This is a genomic window from Dokdonia sp. Hel_I_63 (assembly GCF_007827285.1).
Taxonomy (GTDB): domain Bacteria; phylum Bacteroidota; class Bacteroidia; order Flavobacteriales; family Flavobacteriaceae; genus Dokdonia.
On sequence record NZ_VISD01000001.1, the window covers coordinates 3,173,972 to 3,196,558 of the forward strand.

The 22,587-nt window shown below is 37.6% G+C and carries 16 protein-coding genes and 1 tRNA gene; all 17 read right to left on the bottom strand.

Features of this window, described 5'->3' with window-relative positions; genetic code table 11:
• Positions 1-76: 76 nt before the first annotated feature.
• Positions 77-2,275 (bottom strand): PepSY domain-containing protein, encoded by a 2,199-nt coding sequence (locus tag JM84_RS13955; protein ID WP_013751390.1) that lies wholly within the window; start codon positions 2,273-2,275, stop codon positions 77-79.
• A 6-nt stretch (positions 2,276-2,281) separates the two neighbouring features.
• On the bottom strand, positions 2,282-2,797 hold the full coding sequence (locus JM84_RS13960; protein ID WP_013751389.1) for a DUF2271 domain-containing protein: 516 nt from the start codon (positions 2,795-2,797) through the stop codon (positions 2,282-2,284).
• 1 nt (position 2,798) lies between these two features.
• The gene (locus JM84_RS13965; RefSeq protein WP_013751388.1) at positions 2,799-4,325 is read right to left on the bottom strand and encodes an ankyrin repeat domain-containing protein; all 1,527 of its coding nucleotides are present in this window, start codon (positions 4,323-4,325) and stop codon (positions 2,799-2,801) included.
• A 923-nt stretch (positions 4,326-5,248) separates the two neighbouring features.
• A tRNA-Arg gene (locus tag JM84_RS13970) sits at positions 5,249-5,322 on the bottom strand.
• A gap of 38 nt (positions 5,323-5,360) precedes the next feature.
• A complete protein-coding gene (locus JM84_RS13975) occupies positions 5,361-7,319 on the bottom strand; it encodes an OmpA family protein (RefSeq protein ID WP_013751387.1) in 1,959 nt (652 codons plus the stop codon).
• 204 nt (positions 7,320-7,523) lie between these two features.
• Positions 7,524-7,973: a GatB/YqeY domain-containing protein gene (locus tag JM84_RS13980; protein WP_013751386.1), complete on the bottom strand. Its 450-nt coding sequence runs from the start codon at positions 7,971-7,973 to the stop codon at positions 7,524-7,526.
• A 201-nt stretch (positions 7,974-8,174) separates the two neighbouring features.
• Positions 8,175-10,190, bottom strand: a complete 2,016-nt coding sequence (gene ftsZ / locus JM84_RS13985; protein ID WP_013751385.1) for a cell division protein FtsZ — start codon at positions 10,188-10,190, stop codon at positions 8,175-8,177.
• A gap of 93 nt (positions 10,191-10,283) precedes the next feature.
• Positions 10,284-11,633 (bottom strand): cell division protein FtsA, encoded by a 1,350-nt coding sequence (gene ftsA / locus JM84_RS13990; protein WP_013751384.1) that lies wholly within the window; start codon positions 11,631-11,633, stop codon positions 10,284-10,286.
• Positions 11,634-11,704: 71 nt separating this feature from the next.
• Entirely contained in the window at positions 11,705-12,394 is a 690-nt protein-coding gene (locus JM84_RS13995; RefSeq protein WP_144784863.1) for a cell division protein FtsQ/DivIB, read from the bottom strand.
• Positions 12,395-12,410: 16 nt separating this feature from the next.
• Positions 12,411-13,763 (bottom strand): UDP-N-acetylmuramate--L-alanine ligase, encoded by a 1,353-nt coding sequence (gene murC, locus JM84_RS14000; protein ID WP_013751382.1) that lies wholly within the window; start codon positions 13,761-13,763, stop codon positions 12,411-12,413.
• A 54-nt stretch (positions 13,764-13,817) separates the two neighbouring features.
• Positions 13,818-14,906 (bottom strand): undecaprenyldiphospho-muramoylpentapeptide beta-N-acetylglucosaminyltransferase, encoded by a 1,089-nt coding sequence (murG, locus tag JM84_RS14005; RefSeq protein WP_013751381.1) that lies wholly within the window; start codon positions 14,904-14,906, stop codon positions 13,818-13,820.
• Positions 14,893-16,101, bottom strand: coding sequence for an FtsW/RodA/SpoVE family cell cycle protein (locus JM84_RS14010; RefSeq protein WP_013751380.1), 1,209 nt, complete (start codon positions 16,099-16,101; stop codon positions 14,893-14,895). Before JM84_RS14010 ends, murG begins: the two co-directional genes overlap by 14 nt.
• 102 nt (positions 16,102-16,203) lie before the next feature.
• A complete protein-coding gene (gene murD, locus JM84_RS14015) occupies positions 16,204-17,541 on the bottom strand; it encodes a UDP-N-acetylmuramoyl-L-alanine--D-glutamate ligase (protein WP_013751379.1) in 1,338 nt (445 codons plus the stop codon).
• Positions 17,542-17,566: 25 nt separating this feature from the next.
• Positions 17,567-18,805, bottom strand: coding sequence for a phospho-N-acetylmuramoyl-pentapeptide-transferase (mraY, locus tag JM84_RS14020; protein ID WP_013751378.1), 1,239 nt, complete (start codon positions 18,803-18,805; stop codon positions 17,567-17,569).
• Complete coding sequence (locus JM84_RS14025; protein WP_144784865.1) at positions 18,805-20,268, bottom strand: UDP-N-acetylmuramoyl-L-alanyl-D-glutamate--2,6-diaminopimelate ligase; 1,464 nt, start codon at positions 20,266-20,268, stop codon at positions 18,805-18,807. The genes mraY and JM84_RS14025 overlap by 1 nt, the downstream gene beginning before the upstream one ends.
• Entirely contained in the window at positions 20,265-22,256 is a 1,992-nt protein-coding gene (locus JM84_RS14030; protein WP_013751376.1) for a penicillin-binding protein, read from the bottom strand. The genes JM84_RS14025 and JM84_RS14030 overlap by 4 nt, the downstream gene beginning before the upstream one ends.
• A 4-nt stretch (positions 22,257-22,260) precedes the next feature.
• The gene (locus JM84_RS14035) at positions 22,261-22,581 is read right to left on the bottom strand and encodes an FtsL-like putative cell division protein (RefSeq protein ID WP_013751375.1); all 321 of its coding nucleotides are present in this window, start codon (positions 22,579-22,581) and stop codon (positions 22,261-22,263) included.
• Between the last annotated feature and the right edge of the window lie 6 nt (positions 22,582-22,587).

The following is a 22,587-nucleotide window of genomic DNA, read 5'->3' on the forward strand; positions in this document are numbered from 1 at the left end:
CGAATTCCTGCTACTTACTAGTTTTTACCTAGTAAGTAATTAAAGATATTTTGGCCTGCTTTAAACAACTAGTATTTTAATAACAGTCTGTTAGGAGTTGACCATTATTTTCAAAATCACTTAACGGCTGTTTCAGTTCCTTTTGTGCTATTTCTTCTAGTGTATCTAATACTGAATGCTGCATAGCCATAGAGCCGCATAGCATAAAAACGCATCCATCTTTTAAGGCTTGTCCAACTTCCTTTTCTCGATGCTTTATAACATCTTGAACGTAAATTTTTTCACCTTCTTGCGATAATGCAAGATTGTATTTGAAGTCGTTTCTTTCTGGTAACTTCGCATTTAAAATAGCTTCATAACAATCAAAGGAAGCCAAGGTTCTACCACCCCAAAGTAGTCGTATGGGTATATTTCCCCTCTCATTTATGATCATTCCTAAAAAGGGTGCTATCCCAGTTCCATTTGCAATCATATAAACTGACGATGCTTTTTCAGGAAGATGAAAGTATGGATTCCTTTCAATACTAGCTTTAATATTTACTCCAGTTTCTAAGTTACTTAAATAATGGGAACAAACACCCTTAGTGTGTTGTTTTACACTTAGATAAATATCAGCATCTATGCGTGCTATAGAATATTGTCGGGCCTTTATACCCTTGCCAGGTATTACATTCAGTAAGTCACCCGACTGAAAATCCACTTTATTCTTTGATTTTAATCTCAAGATTGTGGTTTCATCCACATTTAGGTTGCTACGTGATACAACCTCAAATTTTAAAAATTTAGCCTCTTTTTCGCTTATAATTGGTAAAACTACCTCAAGATTCATTCCCGTTAATCGATTCCATCTCGTTATCCAATTAGTAAAAGACACCGGTGATTGCTCATTTATCTTTTCTAAGCTTTGTAATTTACTAAAAGATGGATGTGCACTCAATGCATCATTTACTTGGATTGCAAACTCACAATAGTGTGTATAACGTAAAGAACCAAATCCAACAACAGCAAACTTCATATTACTACTAGGCTCAATCTTCTGCAATAAATCCTTAAACTTTCGTGCGTTACTCGGCGCATCACCATCACCATATGTTGCTGTAAACACTATAAGATGTGTGGCTTTTTTATAAGTATTGTAATCGTTTAATGTAGCAAGGTGTACCTTAACACCTACTGCAATTAGTGCTTTATAATACGCTTTCGCGAAAGCGTATGTACTTCCAGTTTCAGACCCTACAAGCAAGATATATTGGGCTTCATCTTTATGGAATGTTGAGAAGATTGGCTTAGTCTTCTGAATTCGTTTTATACTCATTCTTAAGCCTGAATACATGAAAAACAGTATGCTTAAACTTGCAATGAACAAAATCACTGACCAAAATATATTTCCCTGTCCTGTATGCAGTAACATACTCCACTTCGAGACAAAATAGGCAAATGGATATTGCACCTCACTTACCACCTCACCAGTATATTGATGGACTAGCAACTCTCTATCTCTGAGTTCTAACTCATAATAATCGGCTACATCCTCTGAAAAAGGAAAGATAACTTTTCTAACCTCACTTAATTTTAGATTCTTAAATAAGGGGATTTCTGAAGTAGAAAACTCTTGCAATCCTGTTGTAGGAGTTGCATTCCAATTATGAGAAATTTGAGTTTCTGGAGTCAAAGAAAATTTCTCTACCGAAAGATACACTCCAGTAGTTCCTATAATAATTATAGGGAGTAAAAACCAACGTCCCAATATCACGTGATAGCGTTGTCCTATATTCGTTTCTTGGACTCTATTAAACCAATTTTTAAAACCACCCTGACGTTGTGCTAATAAGAAAAAACCAGTAAACGCAATCAAACAGAGCAAGAATGAAACTACTCCTACAAACACACGTCCTATGGTTTTTAAAAATAAAGAACGGTGTAGATTGGTTACATAATTAAAGTAGACTGATTGTTTCTCTACATTTCCTAGCGCTACTCCAGTTTTTGGATGGACATAAATCTGTCTATTTTCATTATCGCGTGTAACTACACTGGCAGTTACAAAGTTTTCTGCTGTTTTTTCTATCTCTAATACCTCTTGATATTTATTTTCTAAGGCTTTTATAGTACTTGAAAGGCTGGTATTATCGAGATCAACTACTGCATAAGGCTGCGTGATTAAAGTAGCGGGTTCAAGGGCTAAAATAGCACCAGTTATTGAAGCCAGCAATAAAAATAATGCCGAAACTGCTGTCAGTAAAAAGTGGCTATATCGCCAAATAGAACTTATCATTAAAATTTATTGTGGCATCATACGCACATAACGAATAAATCCGGTTCCTTCTACCTTACTTTTTATACTTGTAGATGTAAGTTCAAATTGCACATCACTAGTGTGATAATCTTGATCTTCAACAGCGGTTTCAAAACGAATACTATAACCTGCATCGATGTTGTTTTTAGGAATTTTTATAATATTTATCGCGCGCTCACCACCACTAATTGTAGCACCAACTAGGGCATCAATACCATCATCTTGTTTTCCATAAAACTGCCACCATTCTTTGATCTCACTGTACCACTCTGTGTCTTTTCCTTGAACGTGCAGTGTTTGTTCATATTCACCTTTTGGGTTAATTAGAGAAATCACTATGTAAGCGCCTTCACCACTATAATTAGTCATCTGTATCATACATTTTACAGCGGTCGTTTCATTTTCTTCTGCAATCGCACTCACCGTGCTTGCAGATGTAAATGTGACTAGTATAAAAGCCAAAATAAACAGTAGAGGAAGTGTTGTAAATAATCGTTTCATATTATTTGAGGAAGTTTAATTTAGTATTTTGTTTTTTTAGTATTTCGTTTTCCGTTGCGAGGTCTAAAACTGTCTCATCAAAATCAGTTTTTACAGTCTTGTCTGCCCCTTTGGATATTAAATATTGCAAAATATCACTAGAATGTGCTTTCATAGCAGCAATTTGTAAAACAGAATAACCACTGTTGTTTTTTGCATTAATATCTATATTAAACTCTTCCCAACGTTTTAAAAGTTCTAGGTTATTTTCTTGAGCTGCTATATGCAATGGTGTATTGCCTCCATGTTGTGTTTGCCCCATAACTAAGCCTTCATCTTTCAATAATCTTAGCTTTGCTTCAAAATCGATATTATTATGAGCCTTAAAGGTATTGAGTAAATAATATTCAAGTGTATTGCCTTCAGCATCTACGACTTCTACATCGGCGTTTTTCCTTAAAAGAAATTCAACCACCTCTGGTGAATTTTTATTTACAGCCTTTGTAAGCGCAGTATTTCCGTTTTCATCCTTTGTATTCATACTATTTACGTGCTGAGACAAAAAGTCAATAACGCTCAAATCATTACTATTTGCTGCATTCATAAAAGGAGAATTGCCGCTATTATCTTGCAAATCGACAGCTACACCTTTATCAATAAAGAATTTAAGAAGTGCTATATCATTAGTTCTATTAACAATATAATGCAATGGATTACGTCCGTAATCACCCACGGCATTTACTGTAATATCTAGTCCTTCTAAATACTTAAAAACAGCTAAGTCAATAGTTCCACCACGTGTACCCATTGCGGCATATAATATGGCATTACCTCCATTTGAATTCAAGGTTTTATAATCTACTCCTTTGTTTACTAGTAATTTCAATAAATCTAAATTCCCTTTTTTTGCAGCATAGTTAAAAATGCCATTATATGATTCATCTTTATCATTTAAGTCAAACCCCATTTTTAAAAATGAATTTAGCTCTGTCTCATTAGATAAAGATGGCGCTACAAGCAATAGTAAGTTTGCTCCATTTTCATTTTTTTCATTAAGTAGATCTACTCCATAGTTTTCAAAAGCCTCATATAATTCCTTATTGATTTGACCAGCATTTGCCGCAAATGTGAGTGGTGTATAACCATGGCTATCTAGCTGTGTTACCGACGAACCTTTTTCTAACAAATGGTTCACCAGTCCTACTTGACCAGTAAAAGCAGCCCAATGTAAATAAATACGGCTGTCATGAGTTTTCTTATCAACTGGGTTTCCCTTAAGAGATAAAAGATATTTTACCACATCGTTATCAGCTTTTTGCAGTAAAGCATACACTACCGCATCAAATGCTCTTTCATTAAGCTCTGTAGCATCATTTCCATCAGCTATCTTTTGTTTTACTATATCTAGACTAGGCTTACCCTTCCAAAAAGTTGGATTTAAAAAAATGTTTTCTTGTGCTGTGGTTGTTAGTGCACCAAGAACTATAAATAAGATTGTAAAATGTAGTTTCATCTCGTGATTACCTTGTTTAAATTCAAATACAAACATAGCTATTTTTATTTATTCTAAATAACAATAGCTTAGTAAAATATCTTTTTTTAAATTACTATTGACAGATAACAGAGGCTAAATGATTGCTAAGTAGTGTTTTATGAAAATAAAAAATTACACTTTAAAATTAATGTTATTATAAGAGAGGATATAAGAATTTAGACCTTCTGAAACTTATTAAAAGTCTACCTAGGGTTTAGAAATAAATTATTACTAACATATAAATCTAAAAGACAATTATTAACTCTGGGAAAATTATGGTTTAAGTATATTTTTATAAAGAAAACGAGTTTATCAAGATAACTATTACAAAACTCTACAATAAAAAAAGCCCCAATTCAAATTCGATTAGACCTGATTTGCTATGGGAATTTTGCACTCATTAGCGACTTCCAAAAGGTCAGAGTTCAGACTTTTTGAAGGACGATATAACGGTAATGGAAACTTTCACTAAAGGATTACCTACGCTGCGGTGATCCTCAAAGCTCCGCCTTAAAAATGAACAAGCTCAATTACTAATTCAAGTTCTTTTAATTTGCTATGCGAATTTTGCACTCATTAGTGACTTCAAAAGGTCAGAGTTCAAACTTTTTGAAGGAAGATATATCTGTAATTGAGACTTTCACTAGAGGATTACCTGCGCTTCGGTGATCCCACAAAGCTCCGCTTTGAAAATAAAAAAAGTCCCAATCATAAATTCAAATACACTTGATTTGCTATGGGAATTTTGTACTCATTAGTGACTTCAAAGAGACAGATCTCAAACTTTTTGAAGGAAGACATAACTGTAATTGAAACTTTCACTAAAGGATTACCTCCGCTACGCTTCGGTGATCCGCAAAGCTCCGCTTTGAAAATAGAAAAGGAGAAAAATAATTTCTGAGCAAGCTCAAATTATTTTCTCCTATTCTATTTATTCGTGACCCAGAGAGGATTCGAACCTCCAACCGTCAGAGCCGAAATCTGATATTCTATCCAGTTGAACTACTGAGCCTACTTTTTTTGCTTTCGCGAAAGCGCAAATGTAAATCTTTACTGAGTAATCACAATAAATTCTGAACGACGATTTAATTGATGTTGCTCCTCTGTACAGTCTGCATTATTATTGCAGCTATTTACGAGCTGTGTCTCGCCATAACCTTGACCAGAAATTCTATTGGCATCGATACCTCTAGAGATAATATATGCCACTGTAGACTTTGCTCTTCTATCTGAAAGGGAGAGATTATAATCATCCTTACCTCTACTATCTGTATGCGACCTTACGCTTATCACCATATCTGGCACTTGCTTCATTGCAGAGATTACTTTTGTAAGCTCTAGTGCAGCATCGGGTCTTATGTCAGATTTATTATAATCAAAATAAATAGGATTAAGATTAAGAAGTTTTGCAAGATCGTCACCTACTCCTACTTCTGTAAGTCTCAACTCAAGCTCTATATCCTTTTGTAATGTTTCTGGCTCAGCCGGTGTGATCACAATCACCTCTTTTGCATAATATAATTTTGACGTCGCACGTATCACATAATTTTCTGAGCATACGAGACTAAATCTATATAGTCCGCGTGCATTTACGTCTACCTCTTTTACCACTTCATTATCAGCATTCATGAGCTGTACTTTTGCATCCGTTATAGGTTGCTTTGTCACCGCATCTGTAATAAATCCTAAGACATCCACATCACATCGTGGTTCTGGTTTTTCCTTTTGCTTGAATCTATAAATGTCATCACTTCCCATTCCCTGATTACGACTTGAAGAGAAGAAACCAGTTTTTAAAGTGTCATTCACTATGTAGGCAAAATCATCTGCAGAGCTATTAATAGGCTCACCCAAACTTGCAACCGTAATCTCTTCTGATGATGGGTTAGTCACAAAAATATCAAGTCCTCCCAGTCCTGGATATCCATCTGAGGCGTAATAAAGATTTCCTGTACTACTCATAAATGGAAAGGCATCTCTTCCTTCTGTATTTATAGGCTTCCCTAGATTTACAGGCTCCCCAAAACTTCCATCACCGCTAATAGCCACTTTCCAAATATCTGATAACCCTACACTTCCAGGTCTATCTGATGAGAAGTATAAAGTTTTTCCATCAGCACTTAACGCTGGATGCGCAGTAGCATATTCCTCTTCATTAAATGAAACTTCAACCGCTTCAGACCAGCTTCCCTTTTCCTTATCTAATAGCCTAGATTTATAGATCTTCAATTTATTAATCCCATCTGACGATTTTACAAAATCTCCATCTGTAAAATTATTTCTTGTAAAATACATTGTCTTGCCATCCTTAGTAAACGTAGGAGTACTCTCATGAAAGATGGTATTTACCTTGCGGTGAAAACGTGAAGGCGGAGACATGCTTCCATCTTCCTTCATAGTAGACTTGTATAAATCTAGAAATGGCTGATTGTTCCACTTATGTATACGTCTTGTAATGGAACCCGTATCTCTAGCCGAAGCAAAAATCACCTGACCATTATAATATGACGGGCCAAAATCTGAATATCGAGAGTTCATCTCTCGTATCATATTAACCGTATAATAGCTTTCTCTGTAGCCTTCTACCTTTGTATAATCTGGATTTTCTTTGAATAATTTGGCCCTAAAGTCATTTCCGCTTCGATCTGCAAAGATTTGCATCATCTCATCAGACTTATCATATTCTTTAATAGCGCGTAGTGTTTGCGCATATCTAAAATAGTGCTCATCACTTACAGAGTCTGCATAGCTTTCTGTAAGTTTTCCATACCATTCTTGAGCTTGGGAGTACTTACCATTGTAATAGTAGGCTTCCGCTATTTTATTAAAAACTTGATAAGATTTAAAACCTTCTGCTACGAGGTCTTTATAGATTTCAATCGCATCTATATAAGCTAACTGATTAAACTTTTTACTTGCTCTAGCAAGCTTTCCTTGCTGAGCATTAGCACTAGTAGCTGCACTAAAAATAATCACTAAAACAAAGGCGCACCTCATAAATCCCTTCATAACCTCTTGGTATAAAAGTTAAACGTTAAAAACTATTTAGGGGGTTTATTTAAAGACTGCTTGAGTCTCGCTGGGGAACACAATATTAGTAAACCTTTTAATTAAATGACACAACTATGTTGTCAATTCGATGAAAAGACTGCTTTCACGCATTAAAGGCTCTTATTTGAGAATTTTAAAGTAAATTAACTGACTACAAGACTATTATGAAAGACGAGCCTTCACAATTGTACTAATGGTTTTACCATCTGCTTTTCCAGTAAGTCTAGCATTAACTTGTCCCATCACTTTACCCATATCTTTCATTCCTTGGGCACCAGTTGCAGCAATTACCTCATCTACTACTTTAGTTACATCTGCCTCACTCATTTGTTCTGGTAAGAATTGAGAGATTACTTCTGCCTGTGCTATTTCTGGATCTGCAAGATCATTACGTCCTTGCTCTGCAAAAATAGCTGCACTATCCTTACGCTGCTTTACAAGTTTCTGTAACAACTTAAGCTCTTGCTCTTCGGTAATCTCCTCTTTTGAACCCGTCTCTGTCTGCGCAAGTAAAATTGCAGATTTTATGGCACGTAGGGATGTTAATGCATTTTGATCTTTAGCTTTCATAGCTTCTTTCATTGCAGTCATCACTTGTGTAGATAGGCTCATAGTAGTATATATTTTTACTCAACACTCCTAATTAAGTTATGGAGTTTAAGAGATAATTTTATTGATTATAAATATCTTATTAAAGTCACGAAGATACAAGAAATGGTGAAATTAAATACACACCCAAGTAGCATATAAAAAAGAAACCCGACTATCTTGGGGAAGATAGCCGGATCGCTAAAAACTCTAAGCAGTACCTGCTTAATCTACATTATCATGTAAAAATGAGTTATTACTTCTCAATTGAATTTCATCATTATCATCTGTAGAAAGTGATGTTCTAGATAAACTTCCATCCTTTGCTGGTGTTTCTTCTAGATCAATCCCCATACGCTTGTACGCAGGTTGCTTTTCTATCTCCTCAATACGAGACTGGTTTGTGCGAAATTTATAATTGAATTCTTTCATCTTGCGCTTACGCTCAGAAGCTCTGTCTATAAGAATCTGTGAGATAGGACTATTCATAGGGTCTATCTCTGCATTTTCATCTTCACGTTTTTGTTGAGGAGCAACAGTTTTTGTTTCAAAAACAATAGTTTCTTCTTCAATGTCGTTTTCATCATCATCACTAGATGCATTAGAAAGTGTCTCTTCAAGCTCCATGTAATCCTCAAGACTATATCTAGTCTCTCCGTCATTAGTATGCTCAGTTACAGGTACAATTTCTATAGGCTCCTTCACCTCAATAGATGCTGTAGTGTCATCAAGATCAAACATGATAGGCTTCTCATCTTCCTCCATTGGAGCTTCTGTCGTTAATGGCATATCAAAAAATAACATTCCATTATTTTCTGGCTCTTTATGCTCCACTCTAGTCGCTTCATGACGCACTGTAGTATCTATGATTTCAAAATCTGCTTCATTCTCTAGAAGTATCTCATCATACACAACTGTAATATTCTTAATTACATCTGTAGTAGGAACTATATCCATGCTATATTGCTGTGCAGGAGGCTGTACTGGCTCAACTTTAGGAGCCTGCTCTGGAACAGCTTGTTGCCTTGTAATTTCTTTTACGGGCGCTTTCGCGAAAGCGGTAGGCTTCTTTTCCTCTATTTCATCAAGATCAAGTGTATGCACTATTTTCTTAGGTGGTGCCGGTGCCTGTGGAGCAACAGGAGCCGAAGGAGGAATCTCTACAGTAGCATCTGGCATCAAATCTTGCTGTGCTCTCTGCTCCTCTTCTAGTGTATGTATAATCTTCTTAGTCTCTACGTTTACAATCTCATTCTGCTGCTCTGCATTAAATCCTGTAGCGATAATCGTTACTGAAATTGCATCGCCTAGAGAGTCATCTTCACCTACACCCATGATGATGTTTGCGCTGTGACCTGCCTCTGCTTGAATGTGATCGTTAATTTCTCCTATCTCGTCTATTGTAATCTCATCACCACCAGAAACTATGAGTAATAATACATTCTTAGCTCCAGTAATTTTATTATCGTTAAGCAATGGAGAGTCAAGCGCTTTTGATATCGCCTCGTTTGCACGACTTGTACCACTAGCAGTAGCGCTACCCATAATAGCTGTTCCTGATTTACTTAAAACTGTTTTTGCATCACGTAAATCGATGTTTTGTGTATAGTGATGTGTAATTACCTCTGCAATACCACGTGAAGCGGTTGCAAGAACTTCATCTGCTTTACTAAATCCTGCTTTAAAACCAAGATTACCGTAAACCTCACGGAGCTTGTTATTATTAATAACAATAAGTGAATCTACCTGGGCACGAAGTCTATCTACTCCTTTTTGAGCTTGCTCATTACGCATTTTACCTTCAAACTGGAATGGTATCGTGACAATCCCTACGACTAGGATATCAAGCTCACGAGCCATTTTGGCAATAACTGGCGCAGCACCCGTTCCTGTACCACCGCCCATTCCGGCAGTAATAAATATCATCTTTGTGTTAGTACCAAGCATTTGCTTGATATCCATCTCACTCTCTATAGCCGCTTGCTCTCCCACATCTGGATTTGCTCCAGCACCAAGACCTTCTGTAAGACCTACTCCCAGTTGTATCTTATTAGGTACTGTACTATTTTCTAGTGCTTGTGCATCTGTGTTACAGATTACAAAATCTACCCCATTTATTCCCTGCTGGAACATATGGTTAATAGCGTTACTACCTCCCCCACCTACACCTATCACTTTAATTACGTGACTTTGGTTTTTAGGTAGATCAAATGTGATGTTATCAAATTGTGTCGTACTCATATGATTTGTTTTTGCCCCTTATTCTTATACAATCAATTACTACTTGCGTAGCCGTCTTATTATTCTCTATTTACTCTTTACTGATCTTATAGACTACTCTGCGTTGTCTAGAAAATCTTTAAACTTATCTGCCCATCTATCAAATATGCTTCTCTTAGGCGCCTGTGGTTTTTTAGGCCTTGCCTCGATATCTGTTTCTGGTATTTCATTAATGGTGTCTGTAAAGACCTCTTCTTCTTTTGCAATAATTTCCTCTTCTGGTTCTAACTGACTGTTATATAAACCGTGCTCAAGGCTATTCATTACTAATCCCACAGCAGTAGCATACAGCGGACTCGTAGTCTCTGCATCACTATCTCCAGCAAGATGCTCATTAGGATATCCTATACGAGTATCCATACCTGTAATATATTCTACTAGCTGTTTTAGGTGCTTGAGTTGGCTACCTCCTCCAGTTAGTACAATACCTGCAATGAGCTTTTTCTTCTGCTCCTCGTGTCCGTAATTTTTAATTTCTAGATACACTTGCTCAACAATCTCCACAACTCTCGCGTGAATGATTTTTGATAAATTCTTTAGTGTTATCTCTTTAGGTTCACGCCCTCGTAACCCAGGGATAGAAACAATCTCGTTGTCTTTATTTTCTCCTGGCCACGCAGAACCAAATTTAATTTTAAGAAGCTCTGCTTGCTTCTCAATAATTGAACATCCTTCTTTTATATCTTCTGTAATGATATTACCTCCAAAAGGTATTACAGCTGTATGTCTAATAATACCATCTTTAAAAATAGCAAGGTCTGTTGTACCACCACCTATATCGATAAGTGCTACTCCAGCTTCCTTTTCCTCTTGGCTCAACACTGCATTTGCAGATGCTAGTGGCTCTAGTGTGATACGGTCAAGGTTTAACCCTGCACTTTTCACACAACGACCTATATTTCTTATGGATGCTACTTGACCTACGACCACGTGAAAATTTGCTTCTACGCGACCACCATACATCCCAATAGGCTCTTTAATCTCGCTTTGCCCGTCTACTTTATACTCTTGTGGTAATACATGAATAATTTCCTCACCTGGAAGCATTACCAGTTTATGTACTTGGTTACATAATGCATCAATATCTGCTGCATCAATTACCTCCTCAGAGTTGTTACGGGTTATGTAATCACTATGTTGCAATGAACGTATGTGTTGCCCAGCAATACCTACGACTACATCTTGAATTTTGATTCCTGATACATCTTCTGCTTCCTGTACAGCTTGCTGCACAGACTGTATGGTCTGGGTGATATTATTTACCACACCGCGGTGTACACCAAGACTTTTAGACTTCCCTATACCGAGAATCTCCACCTTGTTATACTCATTGTACCGCCCTATCATTGCCACGATCTTCGTGGTCCCTATGTCCAGCCCTACTGCGATATTTTGATTTTCCATACCTTTAATTTTGATAGTTTACTACCTCCCGATAGCTATCGGAATAAGCGAAAGCTTACTCAATCACCGTTTTATTTTTTCTCACAAACTACTTGCCCGTCATACTTGAGCTCTATAGTTTTATACTTATCTAAACTTTTATCTTTAAGTGCCTTTTGATAAAAAGCCTTATAATTACTAAATCTCTTTTCTAACGCTTCTACCTTACCTAGTGATATAGTATAACCTAGTTTTCTAGCCTTTAACGTATACTCTGCGTTCTTACTTCGAGATATACCTATAATGTGCTTTGCAAGAAACTCATCTTTCCTTATAAAATTTACAAGCTTATAAACTTCGCTTATTTCTTTCTCGGTTGCTCCGGTTACAAGGGGAACGTGCGCGGAGTGATTTTGTGACAATGGCATCACCTCACCACTCTCATCTATATAAAAAGAAATAGCACCGCTAAGTCGTGCTATAGGCTTACGTTGCTCTATTGCAACACCTATATCACCACCCATCGTTACGTAAACATCTGCATTCTTGATAATTGGATGCGCCTTCACGCGCTTTTCCATCTCACTCAAAGCTATATTTTCTTTTACCTTTCCTGCAAGCTTTTCGTTACTTACTATCAACAATTTATTAACGGTCTCACGCGTCACAAAAGGAGCACTTTCATCCTTAAATGAAACACTAACTTCAGCAACTGTGCGCGCCTCATTTCTTTGAATGGCAAACGCAAACAAAAACACCATCAACAGCAGTAAAACCGACATCTTTATGTAAAACCAGTTAACCTTCACCACGCAATTCTTTCGTTACTTTTAAAATCTCTACACCTATATCTCCAGCCCCCATCATCACAACAATTTTGTGATTTGTATCTTTCACTAAATCAGTAAGCTCATTTTTCTGTATGATTTGCTTTCGCGAAAGCGTCATTTCACTAAGCAATACCTCGCTAGTAATACCAGCAATAGGCTCTTCTCTTGCTGGGTAAATATCCAGCAGTGCTACTTCATCAAAATGAGAAAGCGCTACTGCAAAATCGTTCATAAAATCTTTTGTTCTACTAAATAAGTGTGGCTGAAAAATAGCTAGCACACTCTCCTCTGGATACATCTCTCTTACACTTTGATGTACCGCAGCAATTTCTGTAGGGTGATGCGCATAATCATCTATTATCACCATATCTTCTTTCTGGATACGGTATGTAAATCGGCGATTAACACCTGAATAACTCGCTAGTGCTTCTACCAATTCTTCTTTAGGACTGCCATACGATAGCGCCATCCCTAATGCAGCTACAGCATTAAAAAGATTATGTCTTCCTGGCAGGCTAAATTGTAAATTCTCTAAAACACCGCCTGGGTAATGCAAGTCAAAGACATAAGCGCCATTCTCTATGCGTACTCGCTGCGCAGTATAATCTGCATCCTCTTCAATACCAACCGTATTTCCAGCAAGTGGAAGTCCGTTTTTTACAAAACGCTTATTCTCTGGAGCTAGTGCCCCAAATTCTTGAAACGTAGCGATAAGGTCTGCCTCATCTTCATAAATATCAAGATGATCTGCATCCATCGAAGTCACACAGAGAATATCTGGTCTAAGCTGTAGGAATGAGCGATCAAACTCATCTGCCTCCACCACAACAACGTCACTTCCTTTTTGGATTAAATTACCATTATAATTATTTGTAATACCACCTATAAATGCAGTTACCGGGGCTCCGGATGCCGCAAGTAGATGACCCAAAATACTAGAAGTAGTCGTTTTACCATGCGTTCCCGCAACAGCAAGCGAGAAGGTTTGATTTGCAATCATACCAAGCACTTCTGCACGTTTTTTAAGCATAAATCCGCTTTCGTGAAAATATACTAGCTCTCCCATCATTTTAGGAACGGCAGGAGTAAACACCACTAGGGTATCTTCCTTACTAGTAAACGAACTATTAATCCCCTCTTTTTTATCTTCAAAATGAACCTTAATACCAGAGTCTTGCAAAGCTGCAGTAACATCTGAAGGCGTTTTATCATAACCCGCCACATTCTTCCCCTCCCTATGGAAGTACAAAGCTAGTGCGCTCATACCTATCCCACCGATACCGATGAAGTAAATGTTCTGTATGTCTTTTAAAGGTTTCATTTATCTATGCTACACACCATAGTTTAAAACTACGGTTGTTATGTTTTTAAATTATTATTTCAATAATTGCTCTACCTCATCCACAATATCTGCTGTGGCATTTGGTAATGCAAGTGTTTTTATCTTTCTTCCTAGCTCAAAGCAAACTTTTTCATCGTTGAGGAGTCCCTTAAAAACAAGCTCAAATTTTTTATCGAGGTCTTTTTCTGCTATTAAAATTGCAGCACCCGTCTTCTCGATAGCTTGCGCATTTTTAGTCTGGTGATCTTCGGCAACGTTTGGAGAGGGAATAAAAATAGTCGCCTTTCCTACAATGCATAACTCAGATACAGACCCTGCTCCAGCTCTAGATATAATAATATCTGCAGCTGCATAAGCCATATCCATCTGATCGATATATGCCATCACCTGAACACCATCTGCCTGATGATGCTTGTATTTATCGTAATATAGCTTACCTGTTTGCCATAAAACCTGGACTCCTTTTCGTTTAAAAAATGGGAGTTGCTTCTCTATCAATTCATTTATAGCCTTTGCACCTAGACTTCCTCCTATAATTAATACCACTTTTGAACTGTGAGACAAATCATATTTCGCGAAAGCGGTACTACGTTTACTTTCTATATCTAATAAATCTGCACGAACAGGATTTCCTGTCTTCACAATATGCACTGATGGGAAAAAGCGCTGCATATCATCATATGCCACACATACTTTCTTCACAGACTTACCTAACAGTTTATTTGTAATACCTGCATAGCTATTTTGCTCTTGAATCACTGCTGGTATCCCTGCAATGGTAGCCATCTTAAGCAATGGCCCACTTGCAAATCCGCCAGTACCTATCACAACATCTGGCTTAAATTTCTTAATGATTTTACGAGATTTCATCAAGCTACTAATGAGCTTAAATGGAAACATAAGATTATCTACCGTGAGCTTGCGCTGTATTCCAGCAATCCACAACCCTTCTATCTCAAAGCCTGCTTGGGGTACTTTTTCCATCTCCATACGATCACTAGCTCCTACAAATAGAAATTGCGCGTCAGGATGACGGCGCTGGATTTCCTTTGCAATAGCAATAGCAGGATAGATATGACCTCCTGTTCCTCCTCCAGATAATATGACTCTATATGGCTTCACTAAGTATGTCTAAAGGGTTTAACTCACTTTCTTCTTTTGGCACAACTGGTGCTCGTTTTGCACTTACACTAAGTACAATCCCTACGGCAAGACAGGTCATCCATATAGAAGTACCTCCACTACTCACTAGTGGTAATGTTTGCCCCGTAACAGGAAATAACTCTACGGCAACTGCCATATTAATTAAAGCCTGAAAGACAATAGGCAATCCTACACCTACCACAACTAGTTTTGCAAAGACTGTATCTGCTTTGTGAGCAACTACGGTTATTCTAAACAATAGCAACATATATAAAAACAGTAAAAATCCTGCTCCCGCAAGACCAAACTCCTCTACAATTATTGCATATATAAAATCTGAGGATGATTGTGGCAAAAAGTTTTTCTGAACACTTTTACCTGGACCTAGACCAATTACTCCGCCTGAGGCTATGGCAATTTTTGCTTTTTCTATTTGGTAATCTGCATCTGCGTCTACTTCGTTATTTGCAAAATTTTCTACACGACTTATCCAAGTATCAACACGGTTAGGAAATACGCCTGGAAAAGCTTTTGCTAACAACACGAAGAACAGAAGAGCAACAACACCAGTTGCAATAACAATACCTAAATATTTTAATGGATAACCTCCCAAGAATACTAAAGCTACTACCATTGCTGCAATAATCGCAGTAGTAGAAAAGTTAGCCGGAAGTATCAATGCAAGAACAGCAGCCACTGGCAACCATAGAGGCACAATAGTTTCCTTAAATGTTACTGCGGTATCCTTAATTTTTGCAAGATACCTAGCCACGTATACCATCAACACAACACCTGCAAATGTGGAAGTCTGAAAACCAACTCCCAGAATCGGGATTTTAATCCATCTACTTGCATTTGCTCCACCCATGGTAGTTCCTTGAGCCAGTGTCACTATGAGCAGTATAATCACAACTGGAAGCGCAATAAAGGAAAGCCCTTTAAAGTAATGATGTGGTATTTTATGAACCCCATACAACATTGCAAACCCTAACACTAAATGCATGCCATGTTTGATAAGAAACCTCACCGTATTCCCATCACCTTTAATATATGCGAGGTTACTTGCCGCGCTATATACAGGTAAAAAGGAAAACAATGCAAGAAGGGCAACAATAGCCCATATAGTCTTGTCACCTTGTAATCCTGCAAATATGTTTTTAAATGTGGTACTCAACGCTTAGTAATTATTTGTTATTCGGTTTCTTTAACTAATAAATTCTGACAAGCTGATTGCCTTACACGGGGGAATGAAGTACAATCAGCTTTCAAATCAGAATTAAAGGTTACGTACAGCCTCCTTAAACTGGCGGCCGCGATCTTCATAATTTTCAAACAAGTCAAAACTTGCACAAGCAGGAGAAAGTAATACGTTATCTCCGCGCTCAGACACTTTATAAGCTATTTTTACAGCCTCAGACATAGAAGGTGTTTCTACAATAATATCAACCATGTTTCCAAAATGACTCATCAATTTTGCATTATCAACACCTAAACAGATAATAGCTTTTACCTTCTCGTTAACAAGTGGATATAAATCACGGTAATTATTACCTTTATCTACACCACCTACAATCCACACTGTAGGCTCACTCATACTATCTAAAGCATAAAAAGTTGCGTTTACATTAGTCGCTTTACTGTCATTTATGTATTGTACATTATTGATTTTAAGCACTTGCTCTAATCTATGCTCAACACCCTGAAAACCTTCTAAACTCTCACGAATAGTAGCTTTACGGATATTTAATAGATTTGCTACAGTAGAGGCAGCCATTGCATTTTTCTTATTGTGTTGCCCTTTTAAAGCGAGGTTATTTGTAGCCATGGTAAAGGTGTTATTATTGAGTTGCACTGTTAGGTTATTGTCTTTTATAAATGCGCCATTTTCAAATTCTTTATCAAGTGAAAAAGGCAATAATTTTGATTTGACTGGATGTTTTTTGAGCCAGTCCACACTCACAGGGTCATCTGCATCGTAGATGAGATAATCTGTTTCTTTTTGGTTCATTGCTATTCTAAATTTTGAAGCAATGTAATTTTCAAACTTATAATCGTATCGGTCTAAATGATCTGGCGTCACATTTAATACCACCGCGATATGTGGTGCAAAATCTGCGATTCCATCTAACTGAAAACTGCTTATTTCTAGCACATACGTATCAATCTCTTTCTGTGCCACCATCTTTGCATAGCTGTCACCTATGTTCCCAGCAACACCTAGATTGATTCCCGCTTGCTCTAGAATAAATCCAGTAAGCATCGTCGTAGTGGTTTTTCCGTTACTTCCAGTAATACCCACAATAGTGGCGTCAGTATATTGAGAAGCAAATTCTATCTCAGAGATTACAGCCACTCCCTTTTCGAGTAACCTCTGCACAATAGGCGCTTTGTCCGGTATCCCAGGACTTTTCATCACTACATCTGCATTGAGAATAAGCGCTTCTGTATGCCCTTCTTCTTCCCAAGCAAAATCTTCGGTAGCAAGTATCTCTTTGTAGTGATCCTTAATTTTTCCAAAATCAGATAAGAATACATCATACCCTTTGGCCTTACCTAAAATGGCAGTTCCTACGCCAGATTCTCCGGCTCCTAATATGACTAATCGTTTCTTCATTTTTTATGCTTTCGCGAAAGCGTGATTATCTAATTTTCAATGTTATAATTGAAAGTACAGCCAGTAAAATCCCTACAATCCAAAATCTGGAAACAATTTTACTCTCGTGGATACCTTTCTTTTGATAATGGTGGTGTAGTGGTGACATCAAAAAGATGCGTCTACCTTCACCAAATTTCTTTTTTGTGTATTTAAAATATCCCACCTGCAACACCACCGAAAGATTCTCCATTAAGAAAATTCCGCATAGTATTGGGATAAGCCATTCTTTTCGAGTTGCAATAGCAAGCACAGCAATAATTCCTCCTATGGTAAGACTACCTGTGTCACCCATAAAAACTTGCGCTGGATACGCATTGTACCATAAGAACCCTATAAGCGCTCCTACAAATGCAGCAATAAATATGAGCATCTCACCAGTACCAGGTATGTACATCACATTGAGGTAATCACTAAAAATGATGTTACCAGATATAAATGCAAAAATCCCGAGGGTGAGTACAATAATCGCACTTGTTCCTGCTGCCAGGCCGTCAATACCATCAGTGAGGTTTGCACCATTAGAAACCGCAGTGATTATAAATATTACAATAGGTATAAATATGATCCACGCATATCCTTTCCAATCTTCGTTAATGCTTGTAAGGATTGTTTCATAATTGAGTTCGTTATCCTTGACAAATGGTATGGTAGTTTTTAAACTCTTATGCGCTTCATCAAATTTTGCATCCCCTCTTACAGTTGTAATTTCTACTTTTTCTGTACCAGCAGTTTGTTTGATCTCTTCACGGATAGTGATATCACTATGAAAAAACATCGTTGCACCTACTATAATTCCTAATCCTACTTGACCTATTACTTTATACTTACCAGCAAGTCCGTCTTTATTTTTTTGCATTTTCTTCTTATAATCATCTAAGAAGCCTATGATTCCCATCCATACCGTTGTAACGATAAGAAGAAGGATATATATGTTTTGTAAGTCACCTAACAGTAGTACAGGAATAAGCGTAGCACCTATGATAATAAGGCCTCCCATCGTAGGAGTTCCTGCTTTTTCTGCTTGACCTTCTAGACCTAAATCGCGTATTTGCTCCCCCATCTGCTTGCGCTGCAAGAGCTTAATAATGCGCTCTCCATAAATAGTAGAAAGTCCTAATGATAATAACACCGCAAGTGCAGCACGAAACGTACTGAACTGAAACAACCCTGCTCCAGGCAAGTTATAAGCTTCGTCTAACCATTGAAAAAGATGATACAGCATTACTTATTAAGTTGTTTAAGGGTTTCTTGTACTATTTTATAATCGTCAAAATCAAATCGCTCTCCCATTATCTCTTGGTAAGTCTCATGACCTTTACCCGCGATTAGAATTATATCTCCAGGATTTGCAAGTTGGCAAGCTGTTTTTATAGCTTGCTTTCTATCTGTGATAGATAAAATCTTTTTGTAGTTAATAGGCTCAACACCTGCTTCTACTTGCTCGATAATTGCTTCTGGCTTTTCTGAGCGCGGATTATCACTTGTGATAATTGTCTTTGTACTCAGAGCACTTGCAATATGCCCCATTTTAGGACGCTTTGTAGTATCTCTATCTCCACCAGCTCCTACCACCGTAATGAGCTCCTCATTTTTAGTGCGGATATCATTTATAGTCTCTAGCACATTTTTAAGTGCATCTGGGGTGTGTGCATAATCTACAATTGCCGTCACATTCCCTTCAGAAATAAAATACTGAAATCGACCTGACACGCTTTCTAACTCACTTAGGAGCTTAAGCGCCTCTATTTGATCAAGCCCCAAAAGCTCTGCAGTTGCAAAAATGGCTAGTAAATTATAAGCATTAAATGACCCTATAAGCTTTACCCAAACTTCTTGATCTTGAATTTTAAGTAATAATCCAGACAATTGGTTCTCTAAAATCTGCGCTTTATAATCTGCATATGACTTTAAGGCGTAGGTTACTTTCTTTGCCTTAGTATTTTGCACCATTACCGCCCCATTCTTGTCATCTGTGTTTACAAGTGCAAAAGCAGTTTTTGGTAACTCGTCAAAAAATTTCTTTTTTACGTCCCTATATTCTGCAAAGGTGTCATGGTAATCTAGATGATCGTGAGATAGGTTTGTAAATATTCCTCCCTCAAAACGCAAGCCTTCTGTTCGCTTTTGATGAATCCCATGTGAACTCACCTCCATAAAACAATACTCTACACCTGCCTCAGACATCTCTGCCAGGTATTTATTTATTGTTAAACTATCTGGAGTAGTATGCGTCGCTTTATACTCAGTCTTATCTACTAAAATCTTTACCGTAGAAAGCAATCCTGTTTTATAACCTGCTTTTTGAAACAGTTGGTATAACAAACTAGCGATAGTGGTCTTACCATTTGTTCCCGTAATACCAATGAGCTTTAAGTTAGCCGAAGGATTTCCATAAAAATTAGAAGCTATTGTAGCCAGCGCACTAGAAGTATCTGCAACCTTAACGTATGTTATTCCGTTTACAATTTGCTCTGGAAGTTCCTCACAAATAATCGCTAGTGCACCTTGATTTACAGCTTTTGCTATGTAATCATGACCATCACTTTGCGTACCACGCACTGCAACAAACACGTCATTAAGTGACACTTTGCGCGAGTCAAAATAAACATTAGTAATTGCCACGGCAGTGTTACCCACCACAGTTTCTAGCGTTACTTTATATAATATGTCTTTAAGTAGTATCAAGATAATTGTAGCGTGATCGTTTTATTCTTCTCTAATTTATCACCAGCTTTTATAGACTGACTTTTTACTTTCCCGCTTCCGCGAAAATTTACTTTTAAACCTAGATTTTCTAGTAATGCAATTGCATCCATCCCTGGCATACCCTTCACATTAGGTATCTTACTATGTGCTTTATTCACATTTGCATAATACTTCTGATAATCTCCCTCTATAACCTTTGAATTACCTGTAGGCAACTTCACCTCATCAATTACTGGAGTGTCTGTATAAATCTTTTGGGCAATCTCTTTAAATACAGGTGCAGCAACAATATTTCCGTAAAATCCGAGAGACTTTTTAGGTTTGTTTACCACTACAATACAAGAATACTTAGGCTCATCTGCTGGAAAATAACCCGCAAATGAAGAGATATATCTCCCTGCTTCTATCCAATATTCTGTCTGGCAAGTACCCGTCTTACCCGCCATTGAAAACTCTTCGCTATAAATATTTCTAGCCGTTCCACGCTCAACAGTTTTTTTCATCATCTCCTTTACTACATTAATAGTAGCCTGAGAAGCGATACGAGAATTGATTACCTCTTTATCAAAAGTCTCAATGGTTTGATCCCATTCCTTCACCTCTTTAATAAAACGAGGCTTTACCATCTCTCCATCATTTGCAATCGCATTGTAAAATGTGAGTGTTTGCAATGGCGTTAACTCTATTCCGTAACCAAAAGCCATCCATGGAAGGGTTGTTCCGTACCAGTTTTTATCGCCTGGGTAAGGAAAGTTCGGCTTTCCTTCTCCTTTAATTTCAAGTCCTAATTGATCGTTAAGCCCCATATTAAAAAGTCGTTTTACAAACTTTTCTGGTTCTGACGCGTAGTTATCGTTTATCATTTTGGCGAAAGCCGTATTACTACTCAGCTCAAAAGCCTTTGCTGCTGTTATCTTACCATAACCTCCACGCTTAGAATCTATCGCAGTGCGATCATAAAATTTTACACGTCCATTTTCTGTGTCAAAAACTGTACTTGAGTCTATTACTTTATCCTCAAGTGCCGCTACCATAGACATCAACTTAAATGTAGAACCCGGCTCATGCGCCTCGCCCACTGCATAGTTAAGACGCTCATAGTATTTACCTTCAGGAGTTCTACCTAGATTTGAGATTGCTTTAATCTCTCCAGTTTTTGTCTCCATAACGACCACGCATCCGTGGTCTGCTTGATATTTTTGCAAACTCGCTAATAAAGCATTGTGCGCTACATCTTGAATGTTTACATCTATGGTTGAGATTACATCATAACCATCTCGTGGCTCGATCACATTACCTACACCAAGAGGCTTCCATTCTCCTTTTGCAATCTTCTGCTTAAGACGACGTCCTTCTTTCCCACGCAAGTAATATCCATATGCCCCCTCAAGACCTACGCGTGTGTAGTAACCACTATCATCTTGACGCTCATACCCTACGGTACGCTCTGCCATTTTCTCAAGTGGATGCTCGCGCTCTGTATGCTCCTCGATAATAATCCCACCTCTAAATTGGCCTTTATTAAATAATGGTAAAGACTTAATCTTCACATACTCTGCGTAGCCTAGTTTTCTAGCAATAAACAAGTAACGGTTTTTGGTATTACGTGCTTTACGTAATCTATTCTCATAATAAGATTGAGGCTTCCCTAAAACTTTAGAAAGGCCCTTAGAAAGACCAACTATATTCTCGTTGAAATTCTCCTTAGATGGCGCTACTGCGTCCCATCGTATATCGTATTTGATTTGTGAAGTAGCAAGAAGACTCCCATCTTCTGCATAAAGATTACCACGAGTAGCTGGGATAGTAACCATCTTCTCTGTGCTGGTAGTTGCAAGCTCTCGATACTTAGCACCCTGAAACACCTGAATCGCGATAAGCTTGTATGCGATTATGATCGCTAGGAGGAACATACATCCAGCGACGAAATAAAGGCGGTTTAATATGTGCTTCTCTGTGGTTGCCACGTTATTAATCTGTTTCTTTTGTTGTTACTTTTATCTTTTTTGGCGGCACATTAGAAGGTTTAATTCCTCTTGCTTCTAGCGCTCTTGCCACACTACTATTTGTTTTTAACTTCCAGAGATTTACTCGGCTGTCTACCGCTTCGCTTCTCAGCTCGGCTACTTCTTCTTTTAACCTTGCAATCTCATAGACCTTCTCATCTGCTCTGTGCGAACTAGCAATCATGATTAATGCTAGTACAGAAATAAAGATGATCATCCTCCAGTTTTTAAAGGCATCCTCATCTACTAGAAATTTACCCTTGAGTATATTATTAAACTTGCTCACTGTGTT